Genomic DNA, 26,748 nt, shown 5'->3' with positions numbered 1-26,748 from the left:
GCAGGCCATCTTCTTAGCAGGCTTATTCTAAAGCCGCTTTCAGATATGATCGCAACGATGAAGCATATTGAGCGCAGCAATCAGTTTATTCGCCTTGAGCATCGGCAAAGCACAAGGGACGAGCTGTCTCAGCTAGCGACGACCTTCAATACGATGATGGATAAATTAGAAGATAACTATGAAAAGCAGCAGCAGTTTGTCTCGGATGCCTCACATGAGCTTAAGACTCCGTTAACGGTGATCGAGAGCTATGCGAGCCTGCTTAAACGCTGGGGAGCCAATGATCCGGATATTTTGAACGAATCGATTGAAGCCATCTATGCAGAATCGATCCGGATGAAAGAAATGACGCTTCAAATGCTGGATTTGGCGCGACATGAGAACGACTCCCCGCTTGAGCTGACGGATGTCCATCTATTGGAGCTTGCCAAGGAGCTCAAAAACCTACTCGAAACGACCTATCAGCGTGACATTCAACTGTATCCTCATCAAACGATTGAGGTTTGTGCCGATCGCCTGAAGCTCAAGCAATTGCTCTTAATCCTGTTGAATAATGCGATTCATTACAGCAATGGAACGATTGAGATTCACTTTGGATTAAAAGAAGATCAGCCTTACATCGCAGTCAAAGACTATGGCATCGGGATACCAAAGGAAAGCCTTCCTTACATCTTCGACCGCTTCTACCGAGTCGACAGGGCGAGAAGCCGAGACACAGGCGGCACTGGCTTAGGGTTATCCATTGCGAAGCGAATCGCCGACGCCCATGATGCGGTGCTCTCAATAGAAAGCACCGAAGGAGAGTACACCTGCTTCACGCTCTGGTTCAAAGTCTAAAGCATAAGAATCTCAGCGTTTTCTCATCTTTACCTTGTATAATGAACGCATCCCATGAGAAATAAGGTGGTTATGTGAAACTTAAACGAACCGGAAGCATAGCGGCAGCCATCCTACTCATTCTAATCCTTATTATCGGTATCCTTTATTGGAGCTCCCGTGACAATCACGAGCTGCTAAGCCAGGATGAGATCATTTCGTTAATTGAACAAAAATATGAGGGAACGATTGAGCAAATTGCCCGCAGCGAGCAGCAGTCCTTCCCTTCCTTTGACGTCACCCTTACGAATGCGCAAGGTACCTATGCCATTTTAGTCAATGCTGAAAACGGCAATATTGAAAAGATGACAAGAATGACTGCAGCCAAGCCAACGGACCCATCGGGCAATACGCCGGAACCTGCTCCAACCAAGGATAACGATCAGCAAACGGCTCCGTCTCCTGGTGCCAGCAATGGCAGTGGTAAAGAGCCAACTCCCCCATCGAAGCCAGATTCATCTTCACAAGGAGGTTCAGCCTCTAATCAAGGTGAATCAACTGCTCGTATTACTAAACAACAAGCGAAGGAAATCGCTTTGAAGCAAGTGAAGGGTACGATTACCTCTGTGGAGCTAGAGGATGATGATGATTTGTTAGCTTATGAGATTGAAATAAATACGGCTGATCATAAAGAAGTTAAGATTTATATCAATGCTTATACTGGTGAAGTCATTTCATTGGAATGGGATGAAGATTAATCCTTTTCTTTCAGATCTCTCATCAATTTCTCATTTTTCTCTTACGGCATTCTCATTCTCACCATCTATACTTGGTCTTGTCAGATCATGAGCAATGAATGCAAAGGAGAATGATAAACATGAGCAAAAAGAAATGGATCATCACCACAACGGTAGCTGCAGCACTTTTGACAACAGGCATTGGAATGAACTCTCTTGTCAGCGCGAAGGAGGATGTGAAGAAAGCATCTGCTTCACAAGCTGCTTCCTCTACGGTAAAGATAACAAGAGACCATGCGAAGAAAATTGCAGCTAACGCATCCAATCATGGCAAGATTGAAGAAATCGATGTCAAACGCATTAACGGCACCTTGTACTATGAAGTGGAATTCGATCAACGTGATGATGACCAGGATGAGCTTTATATCCATGCATCCACTGGTGCGTATACCTGGGAGAAAGACATGAACCTTTATGACGATGATGACCAGGATGATCGTGATAATCACAACGCTCCTGCTAAAAATCAAACGCCACCTGCTCCTAGCAAAAAGCCAGCTGGTAAGATTACCAAGCAGCAAGCGATCGATATCGCTTTAGCAAAGGTGCCAGGTACAGTTGAAGATGTAGATGTTGATCGCGATAACGGCAAGATCGTTTACGAGATCGAAATTGATTCGCACAACGGTGAAGACGTCGATGTCAAAGTCTCCTCCACTGGGGTCATTCTGGACGTTGACTGGGATTAATCAAATCAATCGCTAGCCGTCCACACGATCGTACTCTGCATGCACTCAGCACAAGAATATAGGCATGACTTTGAATAGCCGTTACATGGCTCCATACGGGTGTGGTTTGGAATCAGTCCACGATAACAGCAGTGGTCACACCTTTTATGTACCACCTCACATTGTTATCATTCTGTTGCCAACATATTAAAAGGGAGACAACAGCAGGCTAACCCTGCTCTGTCTCCCTTTATAACGTTAAGACGATTCATATAGTTGCAAGCAATCGAGAACTTATTTTCCCCACGATGTTGGATCTTCGCGCCATGCTTTAAGCACGGCCAGATCGGTCTCTTCAATGACTTTCTCTTCAAGCGCAGTTTCAATCAAAGCCGTATAGTTGGACAAGGTATGAAGCGGAATGCCAGCTTCTTCAAAAGCCTTCACCGCTTTATCAAGCTGATAGCTGAAGATGGCAAGCACAGCGACTGGCTCCGCACCAACTTCTTTAACAGCGAGTGCAGCCTTTAGCGAGCTCCCGCCTGTAGAGATCAAATCTTCGATCACAACAACCTTTTGACCTTCCTTGATAAGACCTTCGATTTGATTTTGCTTTCCATGGCCTTTTGCCTTGTCACGAATATAAGCCATAGGCAAGTTTAGTTTTTCCGCCACCCATGCTGCATGAGGAATACCAGCAGTTGCTGTTCCTGCAATAACTTCCGCATCTGGAGCAAGCTCGCGCACTAATGACGCGAAGCCTTCTGCAATCGCATTGCGAATCTCTGGATAGGACATCGTCAGACGATTGTCGCAGTAGATCGGAGACTTGATCCCCGATGTCCAAGTAAATGGATCATTCGGACGTAGGGCAACCGCCTTGATGTTCAAAAGATGCTTGGCAATAGTATGTTCTAGAGTTGTCATGTTAGATCAATCCTTCCAATATAGATTCTAATGCTTTACGTGGGCTTGGTGCAGCCGTTATCGGACGGCCAATCACAACATAGTCAGTACCTTGAGCAAAGGCTTGTTCAGGTGTCATCACACGACTTTGATCCCCTACGGCGCTGCCTGCAGGGCGAATGCCTGGCGTAATTGTTTGGAATGCCTCTCCGCACGCCTGCTTGATAAGCGTCACTTCCTGCGGAGATGCGACTACACCATGGAGTCCTGCCTCCTTCGTCAGTTGCGCGTAACGTACGACACTATCGGTCACTAGACCAGGGATCCCAATCTCTTCGTTCATCATCGTTTGACTCGTGCTGGTTAACTGCGTTACAGCAATGACAGTAGGCTTAGCCAAACCTTGATGATGAGCGAGCGCTTCTTCAACGCCTTCCATGGCTGCTTTCATCATTTGGACGCCGCCTGCCGCATGAACGTTGAACATATCAACCCCCAGCTTGGTAACACTGTTTGAACCGCCCTTTACCGTATTCGGAATATCGTGCATCTTCACATCCAAGAACACGCGGTATCCACGAGTCTTCAACTCACGTACAAAGTCAGGTCCTGCCGCATAGAACAGCTGCATGCCAACCTTCATATAGCAAGGAATGCCTTCTAGTTGCACCATCAACTGCTTGGCAGCTTCAGCGTCAGGGTAATCAAGTGCAACCATAATACGATTAGCCGCTTGCTCTAAGGTTAATGACTTCATCGATTCACTTCCTCCGATCAAACATAGGTAATCTTGGCTGATCTCAGCCTTTATTCGCAAGTCAAGGAGGCTCAATCGGCCTCCTTGTGTCACTTTATCATCAAATTAAGCTTGAACGGTTGGCATCGGTCTCGATGAGAAGTTAATCGTTTCAAGCATTTCAAGCAGCGCGCGTACGGTATCGAGCGATGTCATACATACGACACCATTCTCTACAGCCTCACGGCGGATACGGAATCCATCGCGCTCAGGCGTCTTGCCCTTTGTAAGGGTGTTGACTACAAAGTGTGCCTCGCCGTTGCGGATGAGATCCAAGATGTTAGGAGAGCCTTCTGTCAGCTTCTTCACATGCGTGACTTTAAGACCTGCATCCTCAAGCGCTTGTGCAGTACCGCCAGTCGCAATAATTTTGTAGCCGAGGTTGAAGAAGCCTCTCATTAGTTCAACAGCTTCCTCTTTGTCCTTGTCTGCAACTGTGCAGATGATGGAGCCTGTAGCAGGAATCTTCATGCCAGAGCCGATCAAGCCTTTGTACAGCGCCTTCGCGTACTGCTTGTCGCGGCCCATTACCTCGCCTGTCGACTTCATCTCAGGTCCAAGCGTTGGTTCTACGCGGCGCAGCTTCGCAAAGGAGAACACTGGAACTTTAACCGACACATGCTCATCTTCTGGCCACAAGCCTTCTTGATAACCAAGATATTCAAGCTTGCTTCCCATAATAAGCTTCGTTGCTACGTTCGCCATCGGTATATTCGTAACCTTGCTCAAGAATGGCACCGTACGGGAAGAGCGCGGGTTAACCTCGATGACGTACACTTCATCTTTGTAGATGACGAATTGGATATTGACTAGACCTACGGTCTTCAATTCCTTCGCGATGCGAATCGTGATATCGACAACTTTCTGCTTCAGTTCTTCCTTCAGGTGTTGAGGAGGATATACCGCGATCGAGTCACCGGAGTGAACGCCAGCGCGTTCAATATGCTCCATAATCCCTGGGATAAGCAACGTTTCCCCGTCACAGATGGCATCAACCTCTACTTCTTTGCCAAGCATATAGCGGTCAATCAGTACCGGATGATCCGGATTGATCTTCACTGCTTGCTCCATGTAGCTTAAGAGCTCTTGGTCAGAGTATACAATCTCCATCGCACGTCCGCCGAGAACGTAAGATGGACGAACGAGTACCGGATATCCGAGACCTTGAGCAGTTCCTACCGCTTCATCTACCGAAGTGACCGTGCTGCCTTTCGGCTGTGCAATGTTTAGGCGGGAGAGAAGCGCTTCGAACTTCTTGCGGTCTTCCGCTTCGTCAATGCTCTCTAGGCTTGTGCCGAGAATTTTAACACCAGCCTTGGCAAGCGGTGCTGCCAAGTTGATCGCTGTTTGACCACCGAATTGAACGATGACACCGATTGGCTTCTCTTGCTCGATAACGTTCATGACATCCTCGAAGAAGAGCGGTTCAAAGTACAGTCGGTCAGATGTGCTGAAGTCGGTCGATACCGTCTCAGGGTTATTGTTGATAATAACCGCTTCGTAGCCAGCATCTTGGATCGCCCATACCGCATGCACGGTAGAGTAGTCGAACTCGATCCCTTGTCCGATACGGATTGGACCTGAACCCAGAACGACGATTTTCTCTTTTGTCGACTCTGTTACTTCATTCTCGGTTTCATAAGTTGAGTAGTAGTACGGCGTTGTTGCTTCAAACTCCGCTGCACAAGTATCAACCATCTTGTATACAGGGATGAAGCCTTTCTCCTTACGAGACGTACGCACCTCAGCTTCTGTCAGATGCGTGCCAACGCTTAACTTCGCACTGCGGATTTCCGCAATCGCGCGGTCAGTGAAGCCCATCCGCTTCGCCTCGTACAGCGTTTCGCTGGACAAGTTCTCTTCAGCTGTCAGCTGATCCTCAAACTTAATCATGCGCTCCAGCTTATCAAGGAACCACCAGTCTACCTTCGTAAGATCATGAATTTGCTGCAGAGTGTAGCCGCGGCGATATGCTTCTGCGATTAAGAACAAGCGCTCATCATCAGGTGACTTGAGTCTCGCTTCTAGCGTTTCTTGCAATAGCTCGTCGGTTCCCTTCAAGTACAAGCGATGCGCGCCGATCTCAAGCGAGCGAATCGCTTTATGAATCGACTCTTCGAAGGTACGGCCGATTGCCATAACCTCGCCTGTTGCCTTCATTTGTGTTCCGAGCTTGCGGTTCGCTTGTGTGAACTTGTCGAACGGCCAGCGTGGGATCTTCGATACGATATAGTCAAGTGTAGGCTCAAAGCAAGCATAGGTTTGGCCTGTTACGGGGTTAACGATCTCATCCAATGTATATCCCACCGCAATCTTCGCAGCCATCTTCGCAATGGGATAGCCCGTTGCTTTGGATGCAAGCGCAGAAGAGCGGCTTACACGAGGGTTTACCTCGATAACGTAGTATTGATAGCTGTCTGGATCAAGCGCAAACTGTACGTTACAACCGCCTTCGATGTTAAGTGCACGGATGATCTTAAGAGAAGCCGAACGAAGCATTTGATACTCGCGATCCGACAGCGTTTGGCTTGGCGCTACAACGATACTGTCGCCTGTGTGAACGCCTACTGGGTCAAAGTTCTCCATGTTGCACACGACGATACAGTTGTCGTTCGCATCGCGCATGACTTCATACTCGACCTCTTTCATACCAGCGATGCTCTTCTCAATCAAGCACTGTCCGATTGGGCTGTAGCGAATTCCTGATGCCACGACATCACGAAGCTGCTCCTCGTTGTCGCAGATACCGCCGCCTGTTCCGCCTAGTGTATAAGCCGGACGGACGATGATCGGGTATCCGATTTGATTCGCAAAGTCAACCGCCTGTTGGACAGACGTTACAATATCACTTTCAGGCACTGGCTGCTCCAGCTCTCTCATCAGTTCGCGGAACAAGTCGCGGTCTTCCGCACGCTCGATTGCGTCTAGCTGTGTACCAAGCAAGCGCACGTTTTCTTGTTCAAGCACTCCTGCACGCGCAAGCTCAACAGCCATGTTAAGACCCGTTTGACCGCCCAGTGTTGGGAGCAGGCCGTCAGGACGTTCTTGGCGAATGATTTGTCTTACGAAATCTAATGTAATGGGCTCGATATATACTTTGTCAGCCATGTTCGTATCTGTCATGATCGTGGCTGGGTTGCTGTTAATGAGAACAACCTCAAAGCCTTCTTCTTTCAGTGCTTCACAGGCTTGAGTACCGGCATAATCGAACTCTGCTGCTTGCCCGATTACGATTGGTCCGGATCCAATAACGAGAATCTTTTTCAGTTCATTTCTTTTTGGCATGTTATTGTTCCCCTTTCAGCTGTGCTACGAGTTCCGCCTGACGCGGGATCTTAGGTGTATTGCGTTTATGTTCACGAATCATTTCGATAAATTGGTCGAACAAATAGCTGCTGTCGTGCGGTCCAGGTGCTGCCTCTGGATGATACTGTACAGAGAACGCTGGATACTGCTTGTGACGCAAGCCTTCAATCGTCTTATCGTTATTGTTGATATGCGTTACTTCCAGTTCTGAGTTTGCTACCGATTCTTCGACAACCGTGTAGCCATGGTTCTGCGATGTAATGAAGCAGCGTCCTGTGCTCAGTTCTTTAACTGGATGGTTGCCGCCGCGGTGGCCAAACTTCAATCTTCCTGTATCTGCCCCGCATGCAAGAGCGAACAATTGGTGCCCTAGGCAGATGCCGAATACTGGAATCTCGCCAAGCACTTCTTTTAGCATCTCGATCGCATGTGGAACATCCTTCGGATCCCCAGGGCCATTGGACAATTGAATGCCGTCAGGGCGAAGCGCTCGAATCTCATCCGCAGTAGTTGTGTGCGGTACGACGACTACATCGCATCCTCTTTGTGTTAATTCGCGAAGAATGCCGCTCTTTGCTCCAAAGTCAACGAGCACGATGCGCTCGCGGCTGCCAGGGCTTGAGAACACTTGCTGAGTGGATGTGCGCGCCACCTGGTCACGCAATAGCGGTGTAGCTTGCAGCATTTCTTGCAGTTCTTCAATCGATCTATTGCCTGTTGCAAGAATCCCTTTCATTGTTCCAAAGTGACGAAGCTTGCGAGTAAGCATACGAGTATCGATACCGCTGATTCCAGGGATATCATACTCCTTCAGCAGGCGATCTACGGAGTATTCAGCACGCCAGTTACTTGGAATCTCCTCATGACGACGAACCACAAAGCCATGCACATAAGGCCGAATCGATTCGAAGTCATCTCTTGTAATCCCGTAGTTTCCAATCAGTGGGTAAGTCATCGTTACGATTTGTCCACAGTAGGATGGGTCAGACAACACCTCTTGGTAGCCTGTAATTCCTGTATTAAATACGACTTCACCTACGGACTCCCGATCAGAACCAAAGGACGTTCCCGTAAAGAGTGTTCCGTCTTCCAATAACAATTTAGCTTGCATGCTAGTCACTCCTCGCTTTCATTTCATCTCCACCATCTAAGGCGAATTTTCGCTATATCTGTTCTCTGTATGCTGTCATCTATCGCTTTGTCGAGCTCGACAATCTGTTTTCATGATGAGATCACCCTTAGCTTAGGGTATCGTCGCTCCAAACAACCTTGCCGTCCACCAAAGTCATGACGGTCCAGCCTTTGAGCTTCCAGCCTGTAAATGGCGTATTGCGTCCTTTCGTTAAGAACTCTTCTGGATTTACTTTGCGTTCTGTATCCAGATCAAGGACAGCCAAGTCTGCTGGTGCGCCTTCTTCCAGTCGACCGGTTTGAAGTCCGAACGTAGCAGCTGGGATAGAAGTCATGCGTTTTACCAGCATGTCAAGCGTCCATTTGCCTGTCTCTACGAACTTCGTGTACATCAGCGGGAAGGCTGTCTCCAGTCCTACGATGCCAAATGGTGCAAGCTGCATGCCGCGAGCTTTCTCTTCAGCGCTATGTGGCGCATGGTCCGTTACCAGAATATCAATCGTGCCATCTTCAAGCGCCTCGATGCATGCTTTTACATCGCGCGGCGAACGAAGCGGCGGGTTCATCTTCCAGTTCGCATCAAGATCTGGGATATCTTCATCGGATAGCAGAAGGTGATGCGGGCATACCTCTGCCGTTACGTTAATGCCAATTTGCTTCGCTTGTCTAATCAAGCGGATTGATTGCTCCGTGCTAACGTGGCAGACATGGTAGTGCACACCTGTCGCTTCTGCCAGCAGAATGTCGCGTCCGACATGGATCGCTTCGGATTCATTCGGGATTCCTTTAAGTCCATGCTTTTTTGAAAATGGGCCTTCGTTGACAGGAGCGCCGACAACCAACGACTCATCTTCACAGTGGGCGATGATTGGCATGCCAAGTGCTTGCGCGCGCGCCATTGCATCCTTCATCATTTGTGCGGTTTGGACGCCTACGCCATCGTCCGTGAATCCGATAACCCCCGCTTCCTTCAGTCCCTCAAAGTCCGTCAACTCGCGCCCAAGCTCATTTTTTGTAATCGAGCCGTATGGGAGCACCTTTACGATGCCTTCTTCTTTAGCTTTTTGATGAATCAACGCTACCGTTTCGACGGTGTCAATAACAGGCTTCGTGTTCGGCATGCAAGCGATCGTCGTGAAACCGCCTCTTGCAGCGGAACGAGTTCCGCTTGCAATCGTTTCTTTATGTTCAAATCCAGGCTCGCGAAGGTGAACGTGCATATCGATGAATCCTGCCGAGACAAATTTACCCGCTACGTCGATCACTTCTGCACCCTCAGGAAGAGCTGCGTTCGAATCCGTCACGCGGCGGATCACACCGTCCTCTACCCATACATTTGCCTCGATCAGATGACCTTGTTCATTTAGTACACGTCCATTAGCAAGTATCAACATTGTACTTTTCCCCTCTCCGCCAAGTGGTTCACGCGCTTTTGACGCGATCCCCAGATTTTTTTCATATTCTATATGGATGTTATCCGAATCTATCGATTTAGCGCAGCGCGCGTTCCATGACCGCCATCCGTACAGGCACACCGTTGCTCATCTGTGTGAAAATTCTCGATCTGCTGCACTCAACCAGCTCATCATCGATCTCCACGTTGCGATTGACCGGTGCCGGGTGCATGATGATCGCATGATCTTTCATCTGATTCATTCGCGATGCTGTTAGTCCGTAAGATTTGCGGTACTCCTCAATGGAAGAGAATAAGCTGCAGCTCTCATGGCGCTCAAGCTGTACGCGAAGCATCATGACGACATCCGCCTTTAGAGCCTCGTCGAAGGATACATAAGGAACGTCCAAATCATGCGTCCGCATGTTCTCTGGAGCACAGAAGTTCACCTTCGCTCCGAACTTTTGAAGAGCCCACAGGTTCGAACGAGCGACGCGGCTATGCTCGACATCTCCAACGATCGATACGCTTAAGCCATCCAAGCTTCCAAATTCCTTGCGCATCGTATACAAATCAAGCAGCGCTTGCGTAGGATGCTCGTTATTGCCATCTCCTGCGTTAATGAGCGGCATGTTGACCCGTTCCGCGATTTCTTGCAGAAGCCCTACTGGCTTTAAACGAATAACCCCTGCATCCATGCCCAGCGATTCCAAGGTGCGAACCGTATCATAGATCGATTCTCCCTTTTCCACACTGGAATTCTCAGCCGAGAAGTTCACAACTTCCATGCCAAGTCTCTTCTCAGCTACTTCGAAGGAGTTGCGTGTACGCGTGCTGTTCTCAAAAAACATGTTCGCGACAAACTTATGCTCGAGCGTATGGCTTACCTTTTCCTTCTGCTGCTGCCAATAAGCCGCACGATCAAGCAAAAATGTAATCTCTTCACGGCTCAGGTCTTTTAGTCCAAGCAAGCTGCGTTCCTTCGTCGTTTTTGACAAACGGACCATAGTCATGGTGTACTACCCCCTGTTATGCGAAATTCGAACTTCATCGACGCCGTCTGCCTCTTGGAAGAAGACTTGAATCTCTTCCGATTTCGATGTCGGCACATTCTTGCCAACATAATCTGGGCGTATCGGCAATTCTCGATGACCGCGATCCGCAAGTACCGCAAGTTGAATCATTGCAGGTCGGCCGTGATCCATGACTGCATCCATTGCTGCTCGAATCGTTCTGCCTGTGTAGAGTACATCGTCGCAAAGAATCACCTTCATGCCTTCGATCGGGTAAGCTTCCCCAGGCACTGTCGCACTATCTTGCTCAACCACTTTGCGATCATCACGGTATCGTGTGATATCGAGCTCGCCAACCGGGATGCTGACACCTTCAATAGCCTGGATTCGCTCAGCGATGCGCTGCGCTAAATAAATTCCTCTTGTTCGGATCCCAACGAGCACACATCCTTCGATCCCCTTGTTACGCTCTAGAATCTCGTGTGCAATTCGGGTCAGCGCTCTTCGTACCGCCGCTTCATCCATAATGACATTGTAGTCTGCCATACTCACTGCACGTCCTCCCTTCCTGTGTTCAACTTTGGTATTTACTGCAATCGCATTTGAAGCCTAGTTCACATGTATCGAAGTCCTTTAATCACGTCTGTCGTGTATGATTACACAAAAAAATCCTTGCCTAATGGCAAGGATTGTCTGCGTAATATCATGCGAATCGGGTGTACTCATCCCTTAAGATGCCACGAAGGTATGATTCCAAACCTCCCATGTTCTCATCAAAAGTCGGGTAGAGTTGCGACAGATATTCTGGGCGTCGATCCATGATCTCTCGTATCATCGGATATCCCTATCTGCTCGCTTAACCGTTCGCTTCCGAGCGTGACCTTGCCAGCCTCTCTGGACTGATTTAAAGGCTCAATATGCGTTTAATAGGATTATCCCATTACAACCATCCGATGTCAAGACAAAGCTTTCATTCTAATTCTAAAACTCTAAATCAACGTTAAACCTTTATATTCAGCTTGTCCCTCATTATAATTTACATTAATTTATATATTTAGTACTATTTACACAATATCGATCTTCATGTTACGCTCACAGTGCATAGCCCTTTTCATAGAGCAGCTAGAATGCAATAAAAAGAGCAGGGAGGGAGAATGTAGAAGAAGGATTACCTGCATCTTGGATTTAGCACGAGGATCATCCTATTTGAAGGAAAGGATCGTGAGAGATGATGAAACGAAAATGGTTGTCGCTCATGTTAACTGTGGCAGCATTGATGGCGATTTTACCCGTGTCTGTCGCTTCTGCACAGAAAGTACCTGCTCATTCCTATTCTACTTCTGCACAAATTACGAAATCAATTGCTGGTCAAGGAAGACTCTCTGTTTATGTTGATGCCTACAGCATGGCTCCTCCTGAATATGGGCCTGTGCTCTGGTATCAATATGAAGTTAGGAATAGCGCTGGCCAAATCATTTATTCAAACGGCATCTCTCAATCTCCATCTGGCAGCCTGAACAACCTTCCTTATGATACGTATACGGTAAATGTATGGACCAATCAGTGGACTGGCATTGCCGGCGTATACTTAAACTTTTACTAATTTCATTATAGTCACAAAGTTTAAACGTTTTACATCGTTAAAAGCACTTATGAACCCCCAGTCTAACTGGGGGTTTCTTTCTGCACAACAAAGCCCTGCAAGACGACTGCTTACAGGGCTTCGATATAAGGCTTATTTATCACAAACTAGAATATAAACTGAACGTCTGTCAAACGACGCTTCAGTTCCTCAATCACGCGCTTCTCTTCCTCCAGTCCCTTCGCTTGGAAGGTTACGGAGAAGCGAATGAAGTGACCTGCATCATCCCAAGGCACAGTAGAAATCAGCTTCTCGCGAATGAGGTATTGAGAAAACGCTTCGGCTGAGTCGAAGGTTGGACCGTTTACTACACCTTTAGGCGCTTCTACATACAGGAAGAAGGAGCCTCTAGGCTTCTCCGCATGGAAGCCAATTTCATTCAAGGCACTCACAAGCAGATTATGACGGCGGGAATATTTCTCCGCAATGGCTTCTGTAATCGTCGGATTCTCAAGGCCATAGATAGCAGCCTTCTGGATCGCGATAAACTGACCAGAGTCGTTATTGTCCTTCACATCGCTGAAAGCTTTGACGACAAGTGGATTACCTGCGACGAATCCGATACGCCAGCCCGTCATGTTGTAGGACTTGGACAGGGAATGAAGCTCAACACCTACATCCTTGGCGCCAGGAACGCTCAAGAAGCTGAGCGGCTTCTCTCCATCATACGTTAGAGCTGCATAAGGCGCATCGTGCACCACGATGACATGATGCTGCTTTGCCCATGCTACAACCTTTTCAAAGAACGCAGTCGTTGCAGCTGCTCCTGTGGGATTGTTTGGATAGTTCAGATAAAGAAGCTTAGCACGCTGGCAGATCTCAGCTGGAATGCTATCAAGATCCGGCAGAAAGTTATTTTCCTTCGTTAATTGGATGTTGTATACTTCTCCACCCAGATACTTCGTATGTGTACCAAGGACAGGATAGCCTGGCACTGTCATGATCGTGACATCACCTGGATTAATAAAGCAAGAAGGCAGCATCGCTAGAGCTGGCTTGGAGCCGATCGAGTGAACGATCTCTATATCCGGATCGATGCCTCCCACTTGGAACACGTCTGCCAAGTATTGTGCAGCCGCTCTTTTGAACTCATGAATTCCATTGTCTGCGTATCCGCGGTTTTCTGGCTTGGCTGCTTCTTCAGCAAGCTTGGCAACGATGCCTGCATCTGCCATCTCGTCAGGCTCCCCTACGCCCATATCGATCAATTCGACGTTAGGAAAAGCTTGCTTTGCCGCTGCCTTGGCGCGCTTGATTTTTTCAAATTTATAAATGTTCGTATCCTTGCCATAGTTCACGCCCCCAATGCGATCCGCGAACACCTGCTGGATATAGGTTTCTTGATATTGTTCAACGCTCATATACATCCTCCTTCACATCCACACTACATAGCTTTACTATGCAGGATTCACATGGATTCATGAATGGACGATATAAGCAATGATTTGTACTAGCTGCACAGATCATACTGGGATCATGTGTATTATAATCTCTCGCGTATCCTTCCAAAACTGCTGATTTTCCGCGCAAATCAAAAAGCAGAAGAATCCTTATAATCGAAGTTGTTCGTTCAACCAGTCGATTCTACAGGACCTTCTGCTTTTTCTTTTATCCACTATTTCGTTCAATGATATAACAATTATCCCATTGAAATTAGATATTAATATCGCCTGAAACGGTAACTTATCGATTACGCAGCGTCATCAATAAATATTCCATATCCTCCGGGATTGGAGCATCAAATTGAATCAGCTCTCCCGTTGCTGGATGCTTAAAGCCAAGCGTCTTCGCGTGAAGGGCCTGACCCTCCATTTTAAGACTTTTCGTTACTCGACTATACATGGGGTCGCCTACCAGTGGGTGCCCGATAAATTTCATATGTACCCGAATTTGATGGGTACGTCCTGTTTCCAGCTGCAGTTCAACCAGAGTGGCATCGCCAAAGCGCTCTAGAACCTTAAAATGAGTAACCGCATGCTTGCTGTTGCGCTCTGTTACGGTATACATCTTGCGGTCATGCTCATCACGTCCGATGGGTGCATCAATCGTCCCTTGATCATGCTGCAGATTGCCGTGTACAACAGCAACATACTTGCGCAGCACGGAATGCTCTTTAAGCTGCTCCGCCAGTGACACATGCGCACGGTCATTCTTTGCTGCCATTAATAAGCCTGAGGTATCTTTATCAATACGATGCACGATACCTGGGCGAAGCTCCCCATTAATTCCAGACAGGTCCTTGCAATGATACATCAATGCATTGACAACGGTTCCAGAGGAATGCCCAGGGGCGGGGTGCACAACCATGCCGCGAGGCTTGTTAATCACGATGACATCAGCGTCTTCAAAATAAACGTCAAGCTCAATGGGTTCTGGCACGATATCGACAGCTTCAGGATCAGGCATCTCAAGCTCGATCAGGTCTCCCACTGTGCATTTATAGTTTGGTTTTACAGCAGCACCATTGACTTTAACATGTCCATCCTTGATCCATAATTGAACCTGAGAACGAGACACTTCCTCCTCAATCGACTCTGTAATATACTTATCAATACGTTCCTTTGCAAATTGCTCCGTGACAACCCATGACTGCGTCTCTTGTTCTTCAGACATGCTGTTTGAGCAATGTTCTTGATTCATCATTCCTTATTTCCCTTCTTGTTGCTCGCTTAATTTCTCTTGGCGTACGGAAAGAATCGTATCCAATAGGACAAGTCCTACCCCAATACAAATGGCGCTGTCTGCTACGTTAAAGATCGGGAAAGTGTAGCTGCCGAAATTAAACATAAGGAAATCGACAACCTCTCCAAAGAGCAAGCGGTCTAGGAAATTCCCAATCGCTCCCCCAAGGATAAGAGACAGTCCAATCGGCAAGATCTTGCTCTTTTCATGGCGAATCTTCTGCAGATACCATATTAATCCCGCAACCACAATGATCGTTACAACGATGAAGAACCAGCGTTGTTCCTGCAGAATTCCGAATGCTGCTCCCCGATTACGATGAGAGGTGATCAAGAAAAAGTCTCCAATTACCGAAATTTCCTGGTGAAGCTCCATCCGATTCGCTACCAGCCATTTCGTTCCTTGATCCAATAAGAATACAATTAAAGCAATCCCATAATACCACACTGGCTTAAAGTCACCTCTTTATCGAACTTCTCCTCTATATGTTAACTCGCTCATTGTATCACAAGTTCAAAATTAACGTCCAATTTGAGCCATCATTGATTTACCATGTCATTATTTTTGTATTCCGAGCATGCTATATCGTAACAAGATGTCATTCGCATGCGCGTTAGGAAGGAGAAATCATTATGCCTCATCTAACTTCTCAGCAGCTTCAATCACTAAGCAAACGCTTAATGGAAATGAAAAGCGATTATGAACAACGCCTTCAGCAATCTGATCATTATGGGCTTGAGAACAGTTTGCGTGAATCTACAGGCGAGCTTTCCCCAATAGACAACCATCCCGGTGATGTCGGTACTGAAATGTTCGAGCGCGGTAAAGACATTGCCCTGAATGAGCACCATGAAACGCAGCTTGAACGTATAGATACGGCTCTGAAGCTCATTGATAAGGGAACATACGGCACCTGCGTCGTTTGCGGAAAAGAGATTCCCTTTGAACGTCTTGATGCTATTCCTGAAACAATGTTTTGTGTCGAGCATAGCCCTGAACAAGCCGTTTCCAACAATCGTCCAGTAGAAGAGGAGTTCCTATATCCGCCCTTTGGCAGAACCAGTCTGGATGAGAACGACCAAACCGGCTTTGATGGCGAAGATGCATGGCAGATCGTCGAGTCCTGGGGCAATTCAAACACACCTGCTCTTCACGAAGAAAATAATATTGACAGCTACGATGACCTGCATATTGAAGCTTCAGATGAGCTTGATGGGTTTGTCGAGACGTATGAGACTTTCGTTGCCACAGACATTACAGGTCGGCATGTCACCATTGTACGCAATCATCACTATCAACAATACATGGATGAAGGCGAAGGCGAACATTTGTTAGAACCTGATACTGTTGTAGAAGATCTCGATCACTAATACATGCTGGAGTCCAGCTGCTTCTGAACGATACGAACAATATCCGCGATATAATCACCAATAATAGGCAAATTAAGTGCACCAAGCATTTGTAGAAAATAAAGCAAAGTCGCGGTAATGACCGTCAAACCGATCGCAATCCCAACGCCGCGAGCCATGCCTCCAAGCAGGTTCACCCAGATAAGCCTGCCTGGCTTAAGCAGCAATTCATTATACTCACGAATACGGGATTTCTCCAGCGTCCAAGCAAGCTGCTGCGTCAAAGTGTACGTTTCATGCAGCAGTTCTTGATCTGTCTTGGTCTGAATCTCTTGTTTTTTCGGTATTTCATCAGGGGTTGGCTTAATCTTGATTTGATCTTTTCGTTGACTCAACCATCTCACTCCCAACTTGGACAACCGTCTTCTGCAAAAAGAGCGTGACCTGGTGCGAAGTTGAAATTTCGCATCTGGTCAACGCTCTCCCACTCTTCATGAATGCATCACATAAACCTTATCCTGCTGTGTCTACACGTAGTGTGACCCAATCCACCATTTTACATTCGAAGGCCAGCAAGTTCTTCACTGTCCCATCACTTGCATATTAGCGGATCGCAAGCTCGATAACTTTTGAACCAAGCTCAATCTTCTCCATGTTATCCACAGTACCAAAAGTCAACTCCGAGACAAGAACATTGTCACGCAGTGTCGTTTCAAATGCCTCAATGGCTGTCTTGAGCTCTCCATCGACATGAAGAACAATATCTACACGCTTCTCGATCGGCAAGTCCAGCTTCTTACGTGTATCTTGAATCACACGTACGACCTCGCGTACCCAACCTTCTTGCTCAAGCTCAGGCGTGATCTCCGTGTTCAGAGCTACCGTCAGCTTATAGCCAGAAGCAGAAGCAAAGCCTTCTTTCGCCTTCTTCTCAATGAGAAGCTCTTCTTCCGTCACCTGAAGCTCTTCGCCTTCAGTATTGGTGAAGGTGAACAAGCCTTGCTCAACGACTTGACGTGCTTCTTCTGCACTTAATGTGCGGAGCGCTTGCTGGAGCGGACCTACATTTTTGCCGAACTTCTTACCCGCAACTTTGAGGTTCAGCTTCAAGTTGAAATCAACGAATCCGCTGTCGCTCGTTTCCACAACAATGCTCTTCACGTTGATCTCGTCCTTGATGACCTCCTCATAGCCAGCGAGGTCAAACTCTTGATCCATCGACACGATCAACTCCGAAAGCGGTTGGCGAGTCTTGATTCCTGTCTCGTTACGTACGTTGCGAGCAAGTTCAACGATCTGACGAGCGGTCTCCATGTCACGCTCAAGCTCCTCGTCAATAGCCGATGCATCCGCTTGAGGATATTGATCAAGGTGCACGCTCTCCATGCTTCCGCCAAGGTTGCCATAGATATCCTCAGCAATCATTGGTGCATATGGAGCAATCATCTTAGATAGCGTTAAGAGCACCTGACGAAGGGTTTGGTAAGCAGACAGCTTATCCTCTGTCATGCCGCTTCCCCAGAAGCGGTCGCGAGAACGGCGGATATACCAGTTGCTGAGCTCATCTACATAGTTCTCGATCGCTTTAGCAGGATTCAAGAAGTCATTTGCTTCAAGTCCTTTTGCTACAGTCGTGATCAAAGAATTCAGGCGAGACAGAATCCAACGATCCAGCTTGTTCTCAGAAGCACGTTCCGGGTATGCACTCGGATCGTAGTTGTCAATAAGCGCGTACAGCGTATAGAAGGCATGTGTATTGACAAGCGTATCGATGACTTTAGATTTCGCCTCAGCTACAATTTGCTTCGAGAAGCGCTTCGAGTTCCACGGTGCGCTGTCAGAAAGAAGCGCCCAACGGAATGCATCGGTGCCGAACTCATTAATAATATCCCACGGGTCGATTACATTCCCTTTCGACTTGGACATTTTTTGCCCGTTCTCATCTAGAATGTGGCCTGTGGCGATAACCGATTTGTATGGCGCCTGTCCGTTGTAGAGCGTAGATACAGCAAGCAAACTGTAGAACCAGCCACGAGTCTGGTCGATACCCTCACAGATCATATCTGCTGGATATTGCTCTTGGAATGTCTTCTCATCGCCAAATGGGTGATGATATTGAGCAAACGGCATCGATCCGCTGTCAAACCATACATCAATTACTTCGGAAGTACGCTCCATTACGCCGCCTTCACAATGCGGGCAGGATAGCTTCACTTCATCGACAAATGGCTTATGAAGTTCTAAGTCTTCACTGATAGGTTCTATCGACCGTGCGCGCAGTTCCTCATGGCTGTGTGGAGCGAACTCCCCATTACAGGATTGGCACACCCATACGTTAAGCGGTGTACCCCAGTAGCGGTTACGTGAAATGTTCCAATCAATCAAGTCTTCCAGGAAGTTACCAAAGCGTCCATCACGAATGTGGGCAGGGTACCAGTTGACTTTTTTATTATTTTCTATTAATTGTTCTTTAACCGCTGTGGTCTTAATGAACCAAGATTCTGTTGCATAATACAGCAATGGTGACTTACAGCGCCAACAGAATGGATAGCTGTGCTCATATTTTTCTTTGCTGAACAGCTTGCCTCTCTCGGAAAGCATCTTCACGATATCGATGTCGCAATCCTTCACAAAGCGGCCAGCAAAGTCTGTGACTTCCGCTGTAAATTTGCCGCTAGCATCTACAACGCTAATGAAGCTCAAGCCATTGTCGCGGATCGCACGATAGTCGTCTTCACCGTGCGCAGGCGCCATATGAACGATACCTGTACCACTTGAATCCGTAACGAAGTCAGCGCCTACGATATAGTGGCCTTTTTCAGGAACGACATAAGGGAATGGAGCCTCATAGCTCTTTCCGATAAATTCTGAGCCCTTGTGCGTCGACAATACTTCGTAGCCTTCAGCCATCACATCATCTGCCAAGTTCTTTGCAACGATGAATACTTCTTCACCCTGCTTCACGCGAACATAATCCATCTCTGGGTTCATCGCAAGTGCAACGTGGGAAGGCAGCGTCCATGGCGTTGTCGTCCAAGCCAGCACATGATCACCGCTGTCACGAAGCGTAAATTTGACTGTCGCTGAAAGATCCTTCACCGTCTCGTATCCTTGCGCCACCTCGTGAGAGCTAAGAGTGGTCTGACAGGAAGGACAATATGGGCTTACGCGATGTCCACGATACAGGAGATCCTTGTCATGAATCGTGGCGAGAATGTTCCACACGCTTTCGATATAACGATTATCAAGCGTGATATAAGGATGGTCCATATCTGTCCAGTAGCCGATCGCTTCTGTCAGCTCACGCCACTTATGCTCATATTCGAATACGCTGTCTTTACATTTTTGAACAAATGCCTCAACGCCGTAGTTCTCAATCTCATGCTTGCCGGAAATGCCAAGTTGCTTTTCAACACCAAGCTCAACCGGGAGACCATGCGTATCCCAGCCCGCTTTACGAACAACTCGATAACCGGACATCGTCTTATAACGTCCGATAAAGTCCTTAATAACGCGGCCTAGCACGTGACCAATGTGCGGAGCACCATTTGCTGTAGGCGGTCCTTCATAGAACACGAAGTTTGGCTTGTCCTCGCGGGACTCCATCGTTTTTTTAAAGGTATCCTCTTCATTCCACTTGCGCAGCACGCGCAGCTCACGATCGCGAGCCTTTTCTCTCACGTCAACCTTCTTCACTACTCTCAGTCCTTTCAGCTCTCTATAAACAAATAAAACCCCGTCCCAATAAAGGGACGAGGCTTGCTCGCGTTACCACCCTTGTTCCGCATGACTCATGTAGACATCGGCGATTACACACCTTCTTTGTCTTCACGCGGCACTCTGTTACACTCCTTAATCCAAGGAATGCACCCGTATAACGGCGGGAGCCGATCAAGCTTAAGATACAAGGCAGGTCAGCTTGACGAAGCCAAGTACGTTCAGCTTAATATCTCAGGGATGATGTCCAAATGCGCTATGATCATCGGTTCTCAGCTTACCCCGACTCTCTGGCGAACATAAACACAATGGCGCGTTCCCCTCATGGATGTTATCCAATATGATTGAATTATACCTAGTTATAACGTGTTTTCAGAAAAAAGTCAAACCTGATACACGCCTATGATTAAATCAATTCTTTTAGCTCTACCTGCTCCAGTTGATCCCAGCCATCTTGGCTCAGCAGCTCAAGCTGTGCTTCCACTAAGGTGCGGAAGCGAGCGCGATAGATCGAAGCCTGCTTGCGAAGCTCTTCGACTTCAATTGAGATTCGGCGAGACTTGGCAAGCGCATCATTCACGATACGATCCGCATTCTTCTCTGCTTCCTTCAAGATTAGCTGTGCTTCCTTCTTCGCATTGTGCTTCACTTCATCCGCAGCTTCTTGGGCAACGATGATCGTCTTGCTGAGCGTTTCCTCAATGTTCGCAAAATGATCGAGCTTTTCCTGAAGAAGCTTATTGTGATTCTGAATCTCTTTGTTCTCACGAATCAGCGCTTCAAAGTCCTTCATGATATGATCAAGGAATTCATTTACTTCATCTTCGTCATAGCCGCGCAGCTTGCGGCTGAACTCCTTATTATGTATGTCCAATGGTGTCAATGGCATATTATCACACCTCCCTAGAATTGTACGAGCTCATTTGGATGTTTTTCTACGATTATTCGACAAGAACGGACTTAATTCCTGCTTTGTCACCAAAGCCGAATTCTACTTTCAGCTTATGCATAAATCCCCACGCTTACTCGCATTCGTCCCTTCTTCGTTACGCCTTCGATCTCGATGACTTTAAACCGTCCAAATCCCTTTAAAGATACGATGTCGCCAGCGCGTAGGATCGTGGATGGATCCTCTTCATTCTTCCAGTTCACTCTACACCTGCCTGCTTTGATCGGCTGGACAATTTTAGTACGGCTGAGTCGAAATACGTCGCTTGCGATGCCGTCTAGGCGCATGGAAGCAACGGACAGATTCAGCATTTGGAAGGAAGTGCTCATGGCACGAAGCTCTTCAACGGGGAGCAGCTCTGTCATCACAGGAACGCGATGCACTTGCCTTAAGTGCGTATCGAGAAAAGGTGCGATATCAGCAGTTACGACAACATGGCAGCCTTCTTCTGACACATGGATATCGCCGATCTTGTCCCTTTTAATCCCAAGGCCAAGAACGGCTCCCATATAATCACTGTGCTCAAGAGCAGCAAATTTTTGATCACGCGAATGAATAGAAAGCACCTGCATGTCCATCTCTTCTCCATCCAGATAGACATAATCCGGTGCAACAATCGCACGGCAACGCTCTGCGTTCACCGATCCTCCATCAAGCCTCATATGGACGTCAGGGTTTCGATTCACAAGCGTCTGCAATATGTATGCTTGCCGCGGATCTAAAAAGTCAGTCAGTCGGACTTCATGATTCTCCGCGGCATGATTAACCCAGTCCATCGCACGATCAACGAAGACGCGTTCATCGGGATGGAAATGGACCATTATCGAATCCATGGACATAGCTTCATTCTCCAGCGTATTCTATCCTAAGATGGTTTGTACAACCGTAATTAAACCAAGTTGGACGAAGTTAAGTACAAACAACGCGATGATCGGCGAAATGTCCAGCATACCCCCAATTGGCGGGATGAAGCGTCGGAATATGGACAAGTACGGTTCAACCAGCTTGCCAAGGATTTCACCAATAAAGCTGGATCTTACATTTGGAATCCAAGACATCAGCACATAAATAATGATCATCCACCAATAAATTTGAAACAAATAGTTCAGATAAGTCACAATTTGACTTTGTAACATGGTTCACCTCATTCGATTGTGATCTTCCTCTGCAAACATTTCCGTAATAGAGCCCTGAATCTCAACATTCTCAGGCACGCATAAAAAGATATTGCTTCCTATCTTAGAAATGTTCCCACTTAAAGCATACACGGTTCCACTCAAAAAATCGATAATCCGAAGCGCTTGATCGCTGCGAATGCGTTGTAAATTAATAACAACCGAGCGGCGATTGCGAATATGATCCGCTATTTCCTGCGCTTCATCATAGGATCTCGGCTCGTATAGAACCATTTTAGACGCCTTCTGGGAATGAATGCTCACAATATTAGACCCCTTTGTTGCCTTGCGAGATTCAAATACGGTCGGTTCCGGTTCAGCCTCATATTCATCCATCTGAGCAACCTTCTCCCGCTCCGTATACTCTTCCTCATCCTGCATGCCGATAAAATTCAAAAAACGGTTCATTACACCCATGCTATTCCCCTTCCTTCCCTACCAGGATAGAGCCAAGCCGAACCCAAGTTGCCCCTTCTTCAATGGCGACTTCAAAATCATTAGACATTCCCATTGACAATTCAGTTAGCGGTTGTTCCAATTCACACGTACGGTTCAGTTCATCTCTCAGCTCGCGAAGCCCGCGGAATACAGGTCTTGTCTCTTCAGGCTCTGCTTCGAAAGGAGCCATCGTCATCAACCCAATCGGTTGAATATGAGAATATTGCTTTAGCTGCTGCAAAAAGTCAGCGACCTCTGACGGCGCTAAGCCCTGCTTGCTTTCTTCTCCAGAAACGTTCACCTGAACAAAGCAAGGCACCTTAACTTCAAGCTCCTTTGCCTGCTTATCAATCGCCTTCGCAAGAGAGAGGCGATCTAACGAGTGGATATAAGCAAATCTGCCGACTACTTCTTTTGCTTTGTTGGATTGCAAGGAACCGATAAAGTGCCAGGTCGCCTGATCGTGAAAGGCGTTCCACTTCGCCTCGGCATCCTGCCAACGGTTCTCGCCTATTTGTGTCAGGCCAGCACGAATTGCCGATCCTGTTGATTCCAATGATACATACTTCGTTACTGCAATCACATTCACATCTTGACGCTTGCGACCGCTTCGTTCACATGCAGCTTCTATTCTCGCTTCCACGTCTTGAATGCGTTGTTCTAATGTCATCTTTTCATCCCTTCTTCCAACCAATCCAGCTTGCCATGCGGCCTGTCTTGCCCCCATCTCTGCGATGTGAGAAGAAAAGCTCGGAATGACAGCTGGTACACCAAGTAGTACATTCGATATGAGACGCCAAAATTCCTGCTTTGAGCAGCAATTCTCGATTGATTTCTCGCAAATTAAGCATGGCTCGACCTTGCTGCGATGGCTTAAGGATTCCTTCTTCCGAAATTGAATGCGCACTGAGCAGTTCCTTCACAGGCGCAATCACCCGCTCGTCCACTTCATAGCAGCAAGAGCTAATAGAGGGTCCGATCGCTGCAAGAATAGTATTAGGATCGCTTCCAAAGCTCTCTTTCATACGTTCCACCGTCTTCATGGCAATGCCAAGCACGGTGCCCTTCCAGCCCGCATGTGCAAGACCAATCACCCGCTGAACGGGGTCTACGAACAGAAGAGGGACACAATCTGCATAAAACGAATTGAGAAGCAGCCCCTCTTCTTTAGTAACCAGTGCATCGGCATCCTGAATCGCATCCTCTCGAAGGCTTCTGCCCTTGCCGCGATCCGTGAGGTTAACGATATGTACATGATTGCTGTGAACCTGCTCGGCACAGGTGTACGAATCAAAAGGAAGCCCTACAGCACTTGCCAGCAGCTCGCGATTGCGCATCACATGCTTAGGATCATCATTCACATGAAGAGCCATGTTCATGGAATCATAGGGAGCCTCGCTTACTCCGCCTTGTCTTGTTGTATAGCCTGCCGTTAATCCAGGAACATTCTCCGTCCACTTCTTTAGCAGCAACGCAGTTATATAACAGCCGTCCCCGGCTTGAAGTTTAGTCTGTTCAAATGGTTCCATGCTCTCACCTCATCTCCAGTGTAACATATGAGGAAGGCTCTCGCCTACGGACGATACGTCGTCAGCGCAGCCTCTGGTTCTTCCAGCCGCGGCGGACGAGGCTCCTCCATCTTCACCAACACCACATCCTCACCGATCTTTACAATATTGCGCCAAGGAATCACGAGCTCGGTTCCGCCGCCAAAGATGCCAAGGAATTTGCTATAGTTGGGTACTACGATAGCATCTACTCGTCCCTGCTTCAAATCAAGCTCCAGATCGCTGATCTGTCCGAGCTTTTTCCCATCGATAATGTTAATGACATCCTTGGTTTGAAAGTCCGATATTTTCAAAGTGATCGCCACCCTGTCCGTTAAAATGGATTGCCTCACGATTCTCGTATCATTCTTAGAATCAGTATATGTGTGCCCCTGAACAATAAGCCCTGAACTTAACCTTAAATGCGTACGAACCTGTAGAGCGGGCGGGCAACCTTTTTCTAGCTTTATGGAATGGCTATCCATAAGGAAAAGGCCGGCGCAACCAGCGCCGGCCTTCCTATCTGTGGGCAATGCAGCTCCCTTACATGTTCAATTAAGTGCGCACATGCTTCTGCATTTGATTAATAGCTGACTTTTCTAAGCGCGAGACCTGTGCTTGCGATATGCCGATCTCTTCTGCAACCTCCATCTGGGTTTTCCCTTCAAAGAAGCGCATCGACAGAATCATCTTCTCTCGATCGTTCAGCTTATGCATCGCTTCGCGAAGCGCAATCTCCTCAATCCAAGACACGTCCTTGTTCTTGTCGTCGCTGATCTGATCCATCACATAGATCGGATCTCCTCCATCATGATAGATCGGCTCGAAGAGGGACACTGGATCTTGGATGGCATCTAGAGCGAATACAACGTCCTCCTTAGGAACGTTCAACGCCTCGGAAATTTCGTGAATCGTCGGTTCGCGGGAATTCAGATTTGTCAGCGAGTCGCGAACCTGCAGCGCTTTATACGCAATATCTCGAAGGCTTCGGGATACGCGTATCGGGTTATTGTCTCTAAGATAGCGTCTAATCTCCCCTATAATCATTGGAACAGCATACGTGGAGAATTTAACATTTTGACCGAGATCAAAGTTATCAATGGCCTTCATCAAGCCAATACAACCTACTTGGAACAGGTCATCGACAAACTCTCCGCGGTTGTTAAACCTCTGTATCACACTCAGCACCAGCCTAAGGTTCCCATTGACGAGCTTCTCACGTGCTGAGAGTTCGTTTCGATCCTGAAGAGCCACGAACAATTCGCGCATTTCGGCATTCGTGAGCACAGGCAACTTGGATGTATCCACACCGCAAATTTCGACTTTATTTCGGGTCATTCGTGATTACCTCCCAAGGAGAAACATTAATGTTCATTATCTCCTCAGGACCCCGAATTATTCCTGCTCACGGTAAGTCTTCCAACCCTCTCCAATCTCTCTATTTGATCAAAAATTAAAGATTCCATACACAGCAAAGTCTGCGGCTCATGCGTGCCGCAGACTCTTCTTTTTTCCACTAGGAAAAGAGCCGTTATTCAAAGCCTTGCAAGAGAATGTCCCTTCTCGCTTTGCCATTTCTCGTCCTGCTTGTGAAAGTCATTCCATCCCATCATGATTCAGCAGGCATCCATCATCGTCACACCATCTTATTGAATTCCTTGCGCAATCGCTTAATAATACGCTTTTCAAGACGTGATATGTAGGATTGCGAGATCCCCAACAGGTCGGCAACATCCTTCTGCGTCTTCTCTTCTCCATCTGATAGTCCAAATCTAAGCTCCATGATTACGCGCTCCCGGTCGGTCAATTTGTCGAGAGCCTTATGAAGAAGCTTGCGATCAACCTGCTCTTCAATATTTTTATAGATCGTATCATTCTCTGTCCCAAGCACATCAGACAGCAGCAGCTCATTTCCATCCCAATCGATATTTAAAGGCTCATCAAAAGAGACCTCGGTCCGCGTCTTGGAATTGCGTCTTAGATACATCAGAATTTCATTTTCAATACAGCGGGAGGCATAGGTCGCAAGCTTGATCTTCTTCTCAGGGTCAAACGTATTCACCGCTTTAATCAAGCCAATCGCCCCAATAGAAACTAGATCCTCAATGTGAATCCCGGTGTTCTCAAATTTGCGGGCGATATAAACGACGAGGCGAAGATTGCGCTCAATCAGCATTGCACGAATGGCGCTGTCACCGCTTGAAAGCTTGCCAAGCAGGTACTCCTCCTCCTCACGAGTTAGCGGCGGCGGTAAAGCCTCACTGCCTCCGATATAGTAGACATCTGCCCGCTTGAGACCAAGAAGCAGCAAGATTCGATACATTTGAATTTGCATGATCAGTTTCCATTTCGTTCGCATCGCTGTACCTCCTAGGGTTTGAATAGAGAAAGATAATTAGGAGTGCCTTTCTACTCCTGATGAA

26 protein-coding genes are annotated in these 26,748 nt (G+C 47.4%); 5 read left to right on the top strand and 21 right to left on the bottom strand.

What is annotated here, in order from left to right; genetic code table 11:
• From I2H74_RS07240 to I2H74_RS07230, 3 genes are all read left to right on the top strand, one after another.
• Window positions 1-837: sensor histidine kinase (locus tag I2H74_RS07240; RefSeq protein ID WP_195572834.1), on the top strand; the 837-nt coding region annotated here is incomplete at its 5' end.
• A gap of 74 nt (window positions 838-911) precedes the next feature.
• Window positions 912-1,574: a PepSY domain-containing protein gene (locus I2H74_RS25115; protein WP_195572832.1), complete on the top strand. Its 663-nt coding sequence runs from the start codon at window positions 912-914 to the stop codon at window positions 1,572-1,574.
• Between the two features lie 119 nt (window positions 1,575-1,693).
• Complete coding sequence (locus tag I2H74_RS07230) at window positions 1,694-2,302, top strand: PepSY domain-containing protein (protein WP_195572830.1); 609 nt, start codon at window positions 1,694-1,696, stop codon at window positions 2,300-2,302.
• A 273-nt stretch (window positions 2,303-2,575) separates the two neighbouring features.
• On the opposite strand, the gene pyrE is transcribed toward I2H74_RS07230, so the two are convergent.
• The 7 genes from pyrE to pyrR all read right to left on the bottom strand — a co-directional run bounded on the left by pyrE (window position 2,576) and on the right by pyrR (window position 11,372).
• A complete protein-coding gene (gene pyrE / locus I2H74_RS07225) occupies window positions 2,576-3,208 on the bottom strand; it encodes an orotate phosphoribosyltransferase (RefSeq protein ID WP_195572828.1) in 633 nt (210 codons plus the stop codon).
• 1 nt (window position 3,209) lies between these two features.
• Window positions 3,210-3,944, bottom strand: coding sequence for an orotidine-5'-phosphate decarboxylase (gene pyrF, locus I2H74_RS07220; protein ID WP_195572826.1), 735 nt, complete (start codon window positions 3,942-3,944; stop codon window positions 3,210-3,212).
• Between the two features lie 105 nt (window positions 3,945-4,049).
• Window positions 4,050-7,268: a carbamoyl-phosphate synthase large subunit gene (gene carB, locus I2H74_RS07215; protein WP_195572824.1), complete on the bottom strand. Its 3,219-nt coding sequence runs from the start codon at window positions 7,266-7,268 to the stop codon at window positions 4,050-4,052.
• A gap of 1 nt (window position 7,269) precedes the next feature.
• Entirely contained in the window at window positions 7,270-8,400 is a 1,131-nt protein-coding gene (locus I2H74_RS07210; RefSeq protein WP_195572822.1) for a glutamine-hydrolyzing carbamoyl-phosphate synthase small subunit, read from the bottom strand.
• Between the two features lie 127 nt (window positions 8,401-8,527).
• Window positions 8,528-9,814 (bottom strand): dihydroorotase, encoded by a 1,287-nt coding sequence (locus I2H74_RS07205; RefSeq protein WP_195572820.1) that lies wholly within the window; start codon window positions 9,812-9,814, stop codon window positions 8,528-8,530.
• Between the two features lie 97 nt (window positions 9,815-9,911).
• Window positions 9,912-10,826 carry an aspartate carbamoyltransferase catalytic subunit gene (locus I2H74_RS07200; RefSeq protein WP_195572818.1) on the bottom strand — a complete coding sequence of 305 codons (915 nt, stop codon included), beginning with the start codon at window positions 10,824-10,826 and terminating at the stop codon, window positions 9,912-9,914.
• A 6-nt stretch (window positions 10,827-10,832) separates the two neighbouring features.
• On the bottom strand, window positions 10,833-11,372 hold the full coding sequence (pyrR, locus tag I2H74_RS07195; protein WP_195573424.1) for a bifunctional pyr operon transcriptional regulator/uracil phosphoribosyltransferase PyrR: 540 nt from the start codon (window positions 11,370-11,372) through the stop codon (window positions 10,833-10,835).
• Between the two features lie 682 nt (window positions 11,373-12,054).
• Here pyrR and I2H74_RS07190 point away from each other — a divergent pair.
• Window positions 12,055-12,429, top strand: a complete 375-nt coding sequence (locus I2H74_RS07190; protein ID WP_229106440.1) for a hypothetical protein — start codon at window positions 12,055-12,057, stop codon at window positions 12,427-12,429.
• Between the two features lie 146 nt (window positions 12,430-12,575).
• Here the strand turns inward: I2H74_RS07190 and I2H74_RS07185 are convergent, their stop codons facing one another.
• The 3 genes from I2H74_RS07185 to lspA all read right to left on the bottom strand — a co-directional run bounded on the left by I2H74_RS07185 (window position 12,576) and on the right by lspA (window position 15,597).
• The gene (locus I2H74_RS07185; RefSeq protein ID WP_195572814.1) at window positions 12,576-13,829 is read right to left on the bottom strand and encodes an LL-diaminopimelate aminotransferase; all 1,254 of its coding nucleotides are present in this window, start codon (window positions 13,827-13,829) and stop codon (window positions 12,576-12,578) included.
• Between the two features lie 322 nt (window positions 13,830-14,151).
• Complete coding sequence (locus tag I2H74_RS07180; protein ID WP_420707427.1) at window positions 14,152-15,081, bottom strand: RluA family pseudouridine synthase; 930 nt, start codon at window positions 15,079-15,081, stop codon at window positions 14,152-14,154.
• A 33-nt stretch (window positions 15,082-15,114) separates the two neighbouring features.
• The gene (gene lspA, locus I2H74_RS07175) at window positions 15,115-15,597 is read right to left on the bottom strand and encodes a signal peptidase II (protein ID WP_195572810.1); all 483 of its coding nucleotides are present in this window, start codon (window positions 15,595-15,597) and stop codon (window positions 15,115-15,117) included.
• A gap of 185 nt (window positions 15,598-15,782) precedes the next feature.
• Here lspA and I2H74_RS07170 point away from each other — a divergent pair, with 185 nt between their 5' ends.
• Window positions 15,783-16,520 carry a TraR/DksA C4-type zinc finger protein gene (locus I2H74_RS07170; RefSeq protein ID WP_195572808.1) on the top strand — a complete coding sequence of 246 codons (738 nt, stop codon included), beginning with the start codon at window positions 15,783-15,785 and terminating at the stop codon, window positions 16,518-16,520.
• Here the strand turns inward: I2H74_RS07170 and I2H74_RS07165 are convergent.
• From I2H74_RS07165 to sigE, 11 genes are all read right to left on the bottom strand, one after another.
• On the bottom strand, window positions 16,517-16,828 hold the full coding sequence (locus I2H74_RS07165) for a DUF5665 domain-containing protein (protein WP_195573422.1): 312 nt from the start codon (window positions 16,826-16,828) through the stop codon (window positions 16,517-16,519). The two genes, I2H74_RS07170 and I2H74_RS07165, sit on opposite strands and share 4 nt — an antisense overlap.
• Window positions 16,829-17,102: 274 nt before the next feature.
• Complete coding sequence (ileS, locus tag I2H74_RS07160) at window positions 17,103-20,195, bottom strand: isoleucine--tRNA ligase (RefSeq protein WP_195572806.1); 3,093 nt, start codon at window positions 20,193-20,195, stop codon at window positions 17,103-17,105.
• Window positions 20,196-20,622: 427 nt separating this feature from the next.
• Window positions 20,623-21,105 (bottom strand): DivIVA domain-containing protein, encoded by a 483-nt coding sequence (locus I2H74_RS07150; RefSeq protein WP_195572802.1) that lies wholly within the window; start codon window positions 21,103-21,105, stop codon window positions 20,623-20,625.
• A 113-nt stretch (window positions 21,106-21,218) separates the two neighbouring features.
• Window positions 21,219-22,004, bottom strand: a complete 786-nt coding sequence (locus tag I2H74_RS07145) for an RNA-binding protein (RefSeq protein WP_195572800.1) — start codon at window positions 22,002-22,004, stop codon at window positions 21,219-21,221.
• Between the two features lie 21 nt (window positions 22,005-22,025).
• Window positions 22,026-22,301, bottom strand: coding sequence for a YggT family protein (locus I2H74_RS07140; RefSeq protein ID WP_195572798.1), 276 nt, complete (start codon window positions 22,299-22,301; stop codon window positions 22,026-22,028).
• 3 nt (window positions 22,302-22,304) lie between these two features.
• Entirely contained in the window at window positions 22,305-22,757 is a 453-nt protein-coding gene (locus tag I2H74_RS07135) for a cell division protein SepF (protein ID WP_195572796.1), read from the bottom strand.
• A 1-nt stretch (window position 22,758) separates the two neighbouring features.
• Complete coding sequence (locus I2H74_RS07130) at window positions 22,759-23,448, bottom strand: YggS family pyridoxal phosphate-dependent enzyme (RefSeq protein WP_195572794.1); 690 nt, start codon at window positions 23,446-23,448, stop codon at window positions 22,759-22,761.
• Between the two features lie 4 nt (window positions 23,449-23,452).
• On the bottom strand, window positions 23,453-24,307 hold the full coding sequence (gene pgeF / locus I2H74_RS07125; RefSeq protein ID WP_195572791.1) for a peptidoglycan editing factor PgeF: 855 nt from the start codon (window positions 24,305-24,307) through the stop codon (window positions 23,453-23,455).
• Between the two features lie 44 nt (window positions 24,308-24,351).
• Entirely contained in the window at window positions 24,352-24,639 is a 288-nt protein-coding gene (locus tag I2H74_RS07120; RefSeq protein ID WP_195573420.1) for a YlmC/YmxH family sporulation protein, read from the bottom strand.
• A 241-nt stretch (window positions 24,640-24,880) separates the two neighbouring features.
• Window positions 24,881-25,663 (bottom strand): RNA polymerase sporulation sigma factor SigG, encoded by a 783-nt coding sequence (gene sigG, locus I2H74_RS07115; RefSeq protein ID WP_195572790.1) that lies wholly within the window; start codon window positions 25,661-25,663, stop codon window positions 24,881-24,883.
• 298 nt (window positions 25,664-25,961) lie between these two features.
• Window positions 25,962-26,684 (bottom strand): RNA polymerase sporulation sigma factor SigE, encoded by a 723-nt coding sequence (sigE, locus tag I2H74_RS07110; RefSeq protein WP_195572788.1) that lies wholly within the window; start codon window positions 26,682-26,684, stop codon window positions 25,962-25,964.
• Window positions 26,685-26,748 lie beyond the last annotated feature (64 nt).

Source organism: Paenibacillus sp. 1001270B_150601_E10 (assembly GCF_015558675.1).
Classification (GTDB): domain Bacteria; phylum Bacillota; class Bacilli; order Paenibacillales; family Paenibacillaceae; genus Paenibacillus_B.
Note: the sequence above shows the minus strand (reverse complement) of the source record. Positions and strands in the feature narration are given on the sequence as shown.

What these genes read in the sequence shown, in the direction of transcription:
- I2H74_RS07185 (WP_195572814.1), bottom strand. Translation starts at nt 13,829, where the DNA reads ATGAGCGTTGAACAATATCAAGAAACCTATATCCAGCAGGTGTTCGCG.
- I2H74_RS07205 (WP_195572820.1), bottom strand. Translation starts at nt 9,814, where the DNA reads ATGTTGATACTTGCTAATGGACGTGTACTAAATGAACAAGGTCATCTG.
- carB (WP_195572824.1), bottom strand. Translation starts at nt 7,268, where the DNA reads ATGCCAAAAAGAAATGAACTGAAAAAGATTCTCGTTATTGGATCCGGA.
- I2H74_RS07150 (WP_195572802.1), bottom strand. Translation starts at nt 21,105, where the DNA reads ATGCCATTGACACCATTGGACATACATAATAAGGAGTTCAGCCGCAAG.
- pyrE (WP_195572828.1), bottom strand. Translation starts at nt 3,208, where the DNA reads ATGACAACTCTAGAACATACTATTGCCAAGCATCTTTTGAACATCAAG.
- I2H74_RS07130 (WP_195572794.1), bottom strand. Translation starts at nt 23,448, where the DNA reads ATGACATTAGAACAACGCATTCAAGACGTGGAAGCGAGAATAGAAGCT.
- I2H74_RS07200 (WP_195572818.1), bottom strand. Translation starts at nt 10,826, where the DNA reads ATGACTATGGTCCGTTTGTCAAAAACGACGAAGGAACGCAGCTTGCTT.
- I2H74_RS07170 (WP_195572808.1), top strand. Translation starts at nt 15,783, where the DNA reads ATGCCTCATCTAACTTCTCAGCAGCTTCAATCACTAAGCAAACGCTTA.
- I2H74_RS07180 (WP_420707427.1), bottom strand. Translation starts at nt 15,081, where the DNA reads ATGTCTGAAGAACAAGAGACGCAGTCATGGGTTGTCACGGAGCAATTT.
- I2H74_RS07230 (WP_195572830.1), top strand. Translation starts at nt 1,694, where the DNA reads ATGAGCAAAAAGAAATGGATCATCACCACAACGGTAGCTGCAGCACTT.
- I2H74_RS07135 (WP_195572796.1), bottom strand. Translation starts at nt 22,757, where the DNA reads ATGGGTGTAATGAACCGTTTTTTGAATTTTATCGGCATGCAGGATGAG.
- pyrR (WP_195573424.1), bottom strand. Translation starts at nt 11,372, where the DNA reads ATGGCAGACTACAATGTCATTATGGATGAAGCGGCGGTACGAAGAGCG.
- sigE (WP_195572788.1), bottom strand. Translation starts at nt 26,684, where the DNA reads ATGCGAACGAAATGGAAACTGATCATGCAAATTCAAATGTATCGAATC.
- I2H74_RS07140 (WP_195572798.1), bottom strand. Translation starts at nt 22,301, where the DNA reads ATGTTACAAAGTCAAATTGTGACTTATCTGAACTATTTGTTTCAAATT.
- I2H74_RS07145 (WP_195572800.1), bottom strand. Translation starts at nt 22,004, where the DNA reads ATGTCCATGGATTCGATAATGGTCCATTTCCATCCCGATGAACGCGTC.
- pyrF (WP_195572826.1), bottom strand. Translation starts at nt 3,944, where the DNA reads ATGAAGTCATTAACCTTAGAGCAAGCGGCTAATCGTATTATGGTTGCA.
- pgeF (WP_195572791.1), bottom strand. Translation starts at nt 24,307, where the DNA reads ATGGAACCATTTGAACAGACTAAACTTCAAGCCGGGGACGGCTGTTAT.
- sigG (WP_195572790.1), bottom strand. Translation starts at nt 25,663, where the DNA reads ATGACCCGAAATAAAGTCGAAATTTGCGGTGTGGATACATCCAAGTTG.
- I2H74_RS07190 (WP_229106440.1), top strand. Translation starts at nt 12,055, where the DNA reads ATGATGAAACGAAAATGGTTGTCGCTCATGTTAACTGTGGCAGCATTG.
- I2H74_RS07210 (WP_195572822.1), bottom strand. Translation starts at nt 8,400, where the DNA reads ATGCAAGCTAAATTGTTATTGGAAGACGGAACACTCTTTACGGGAACG.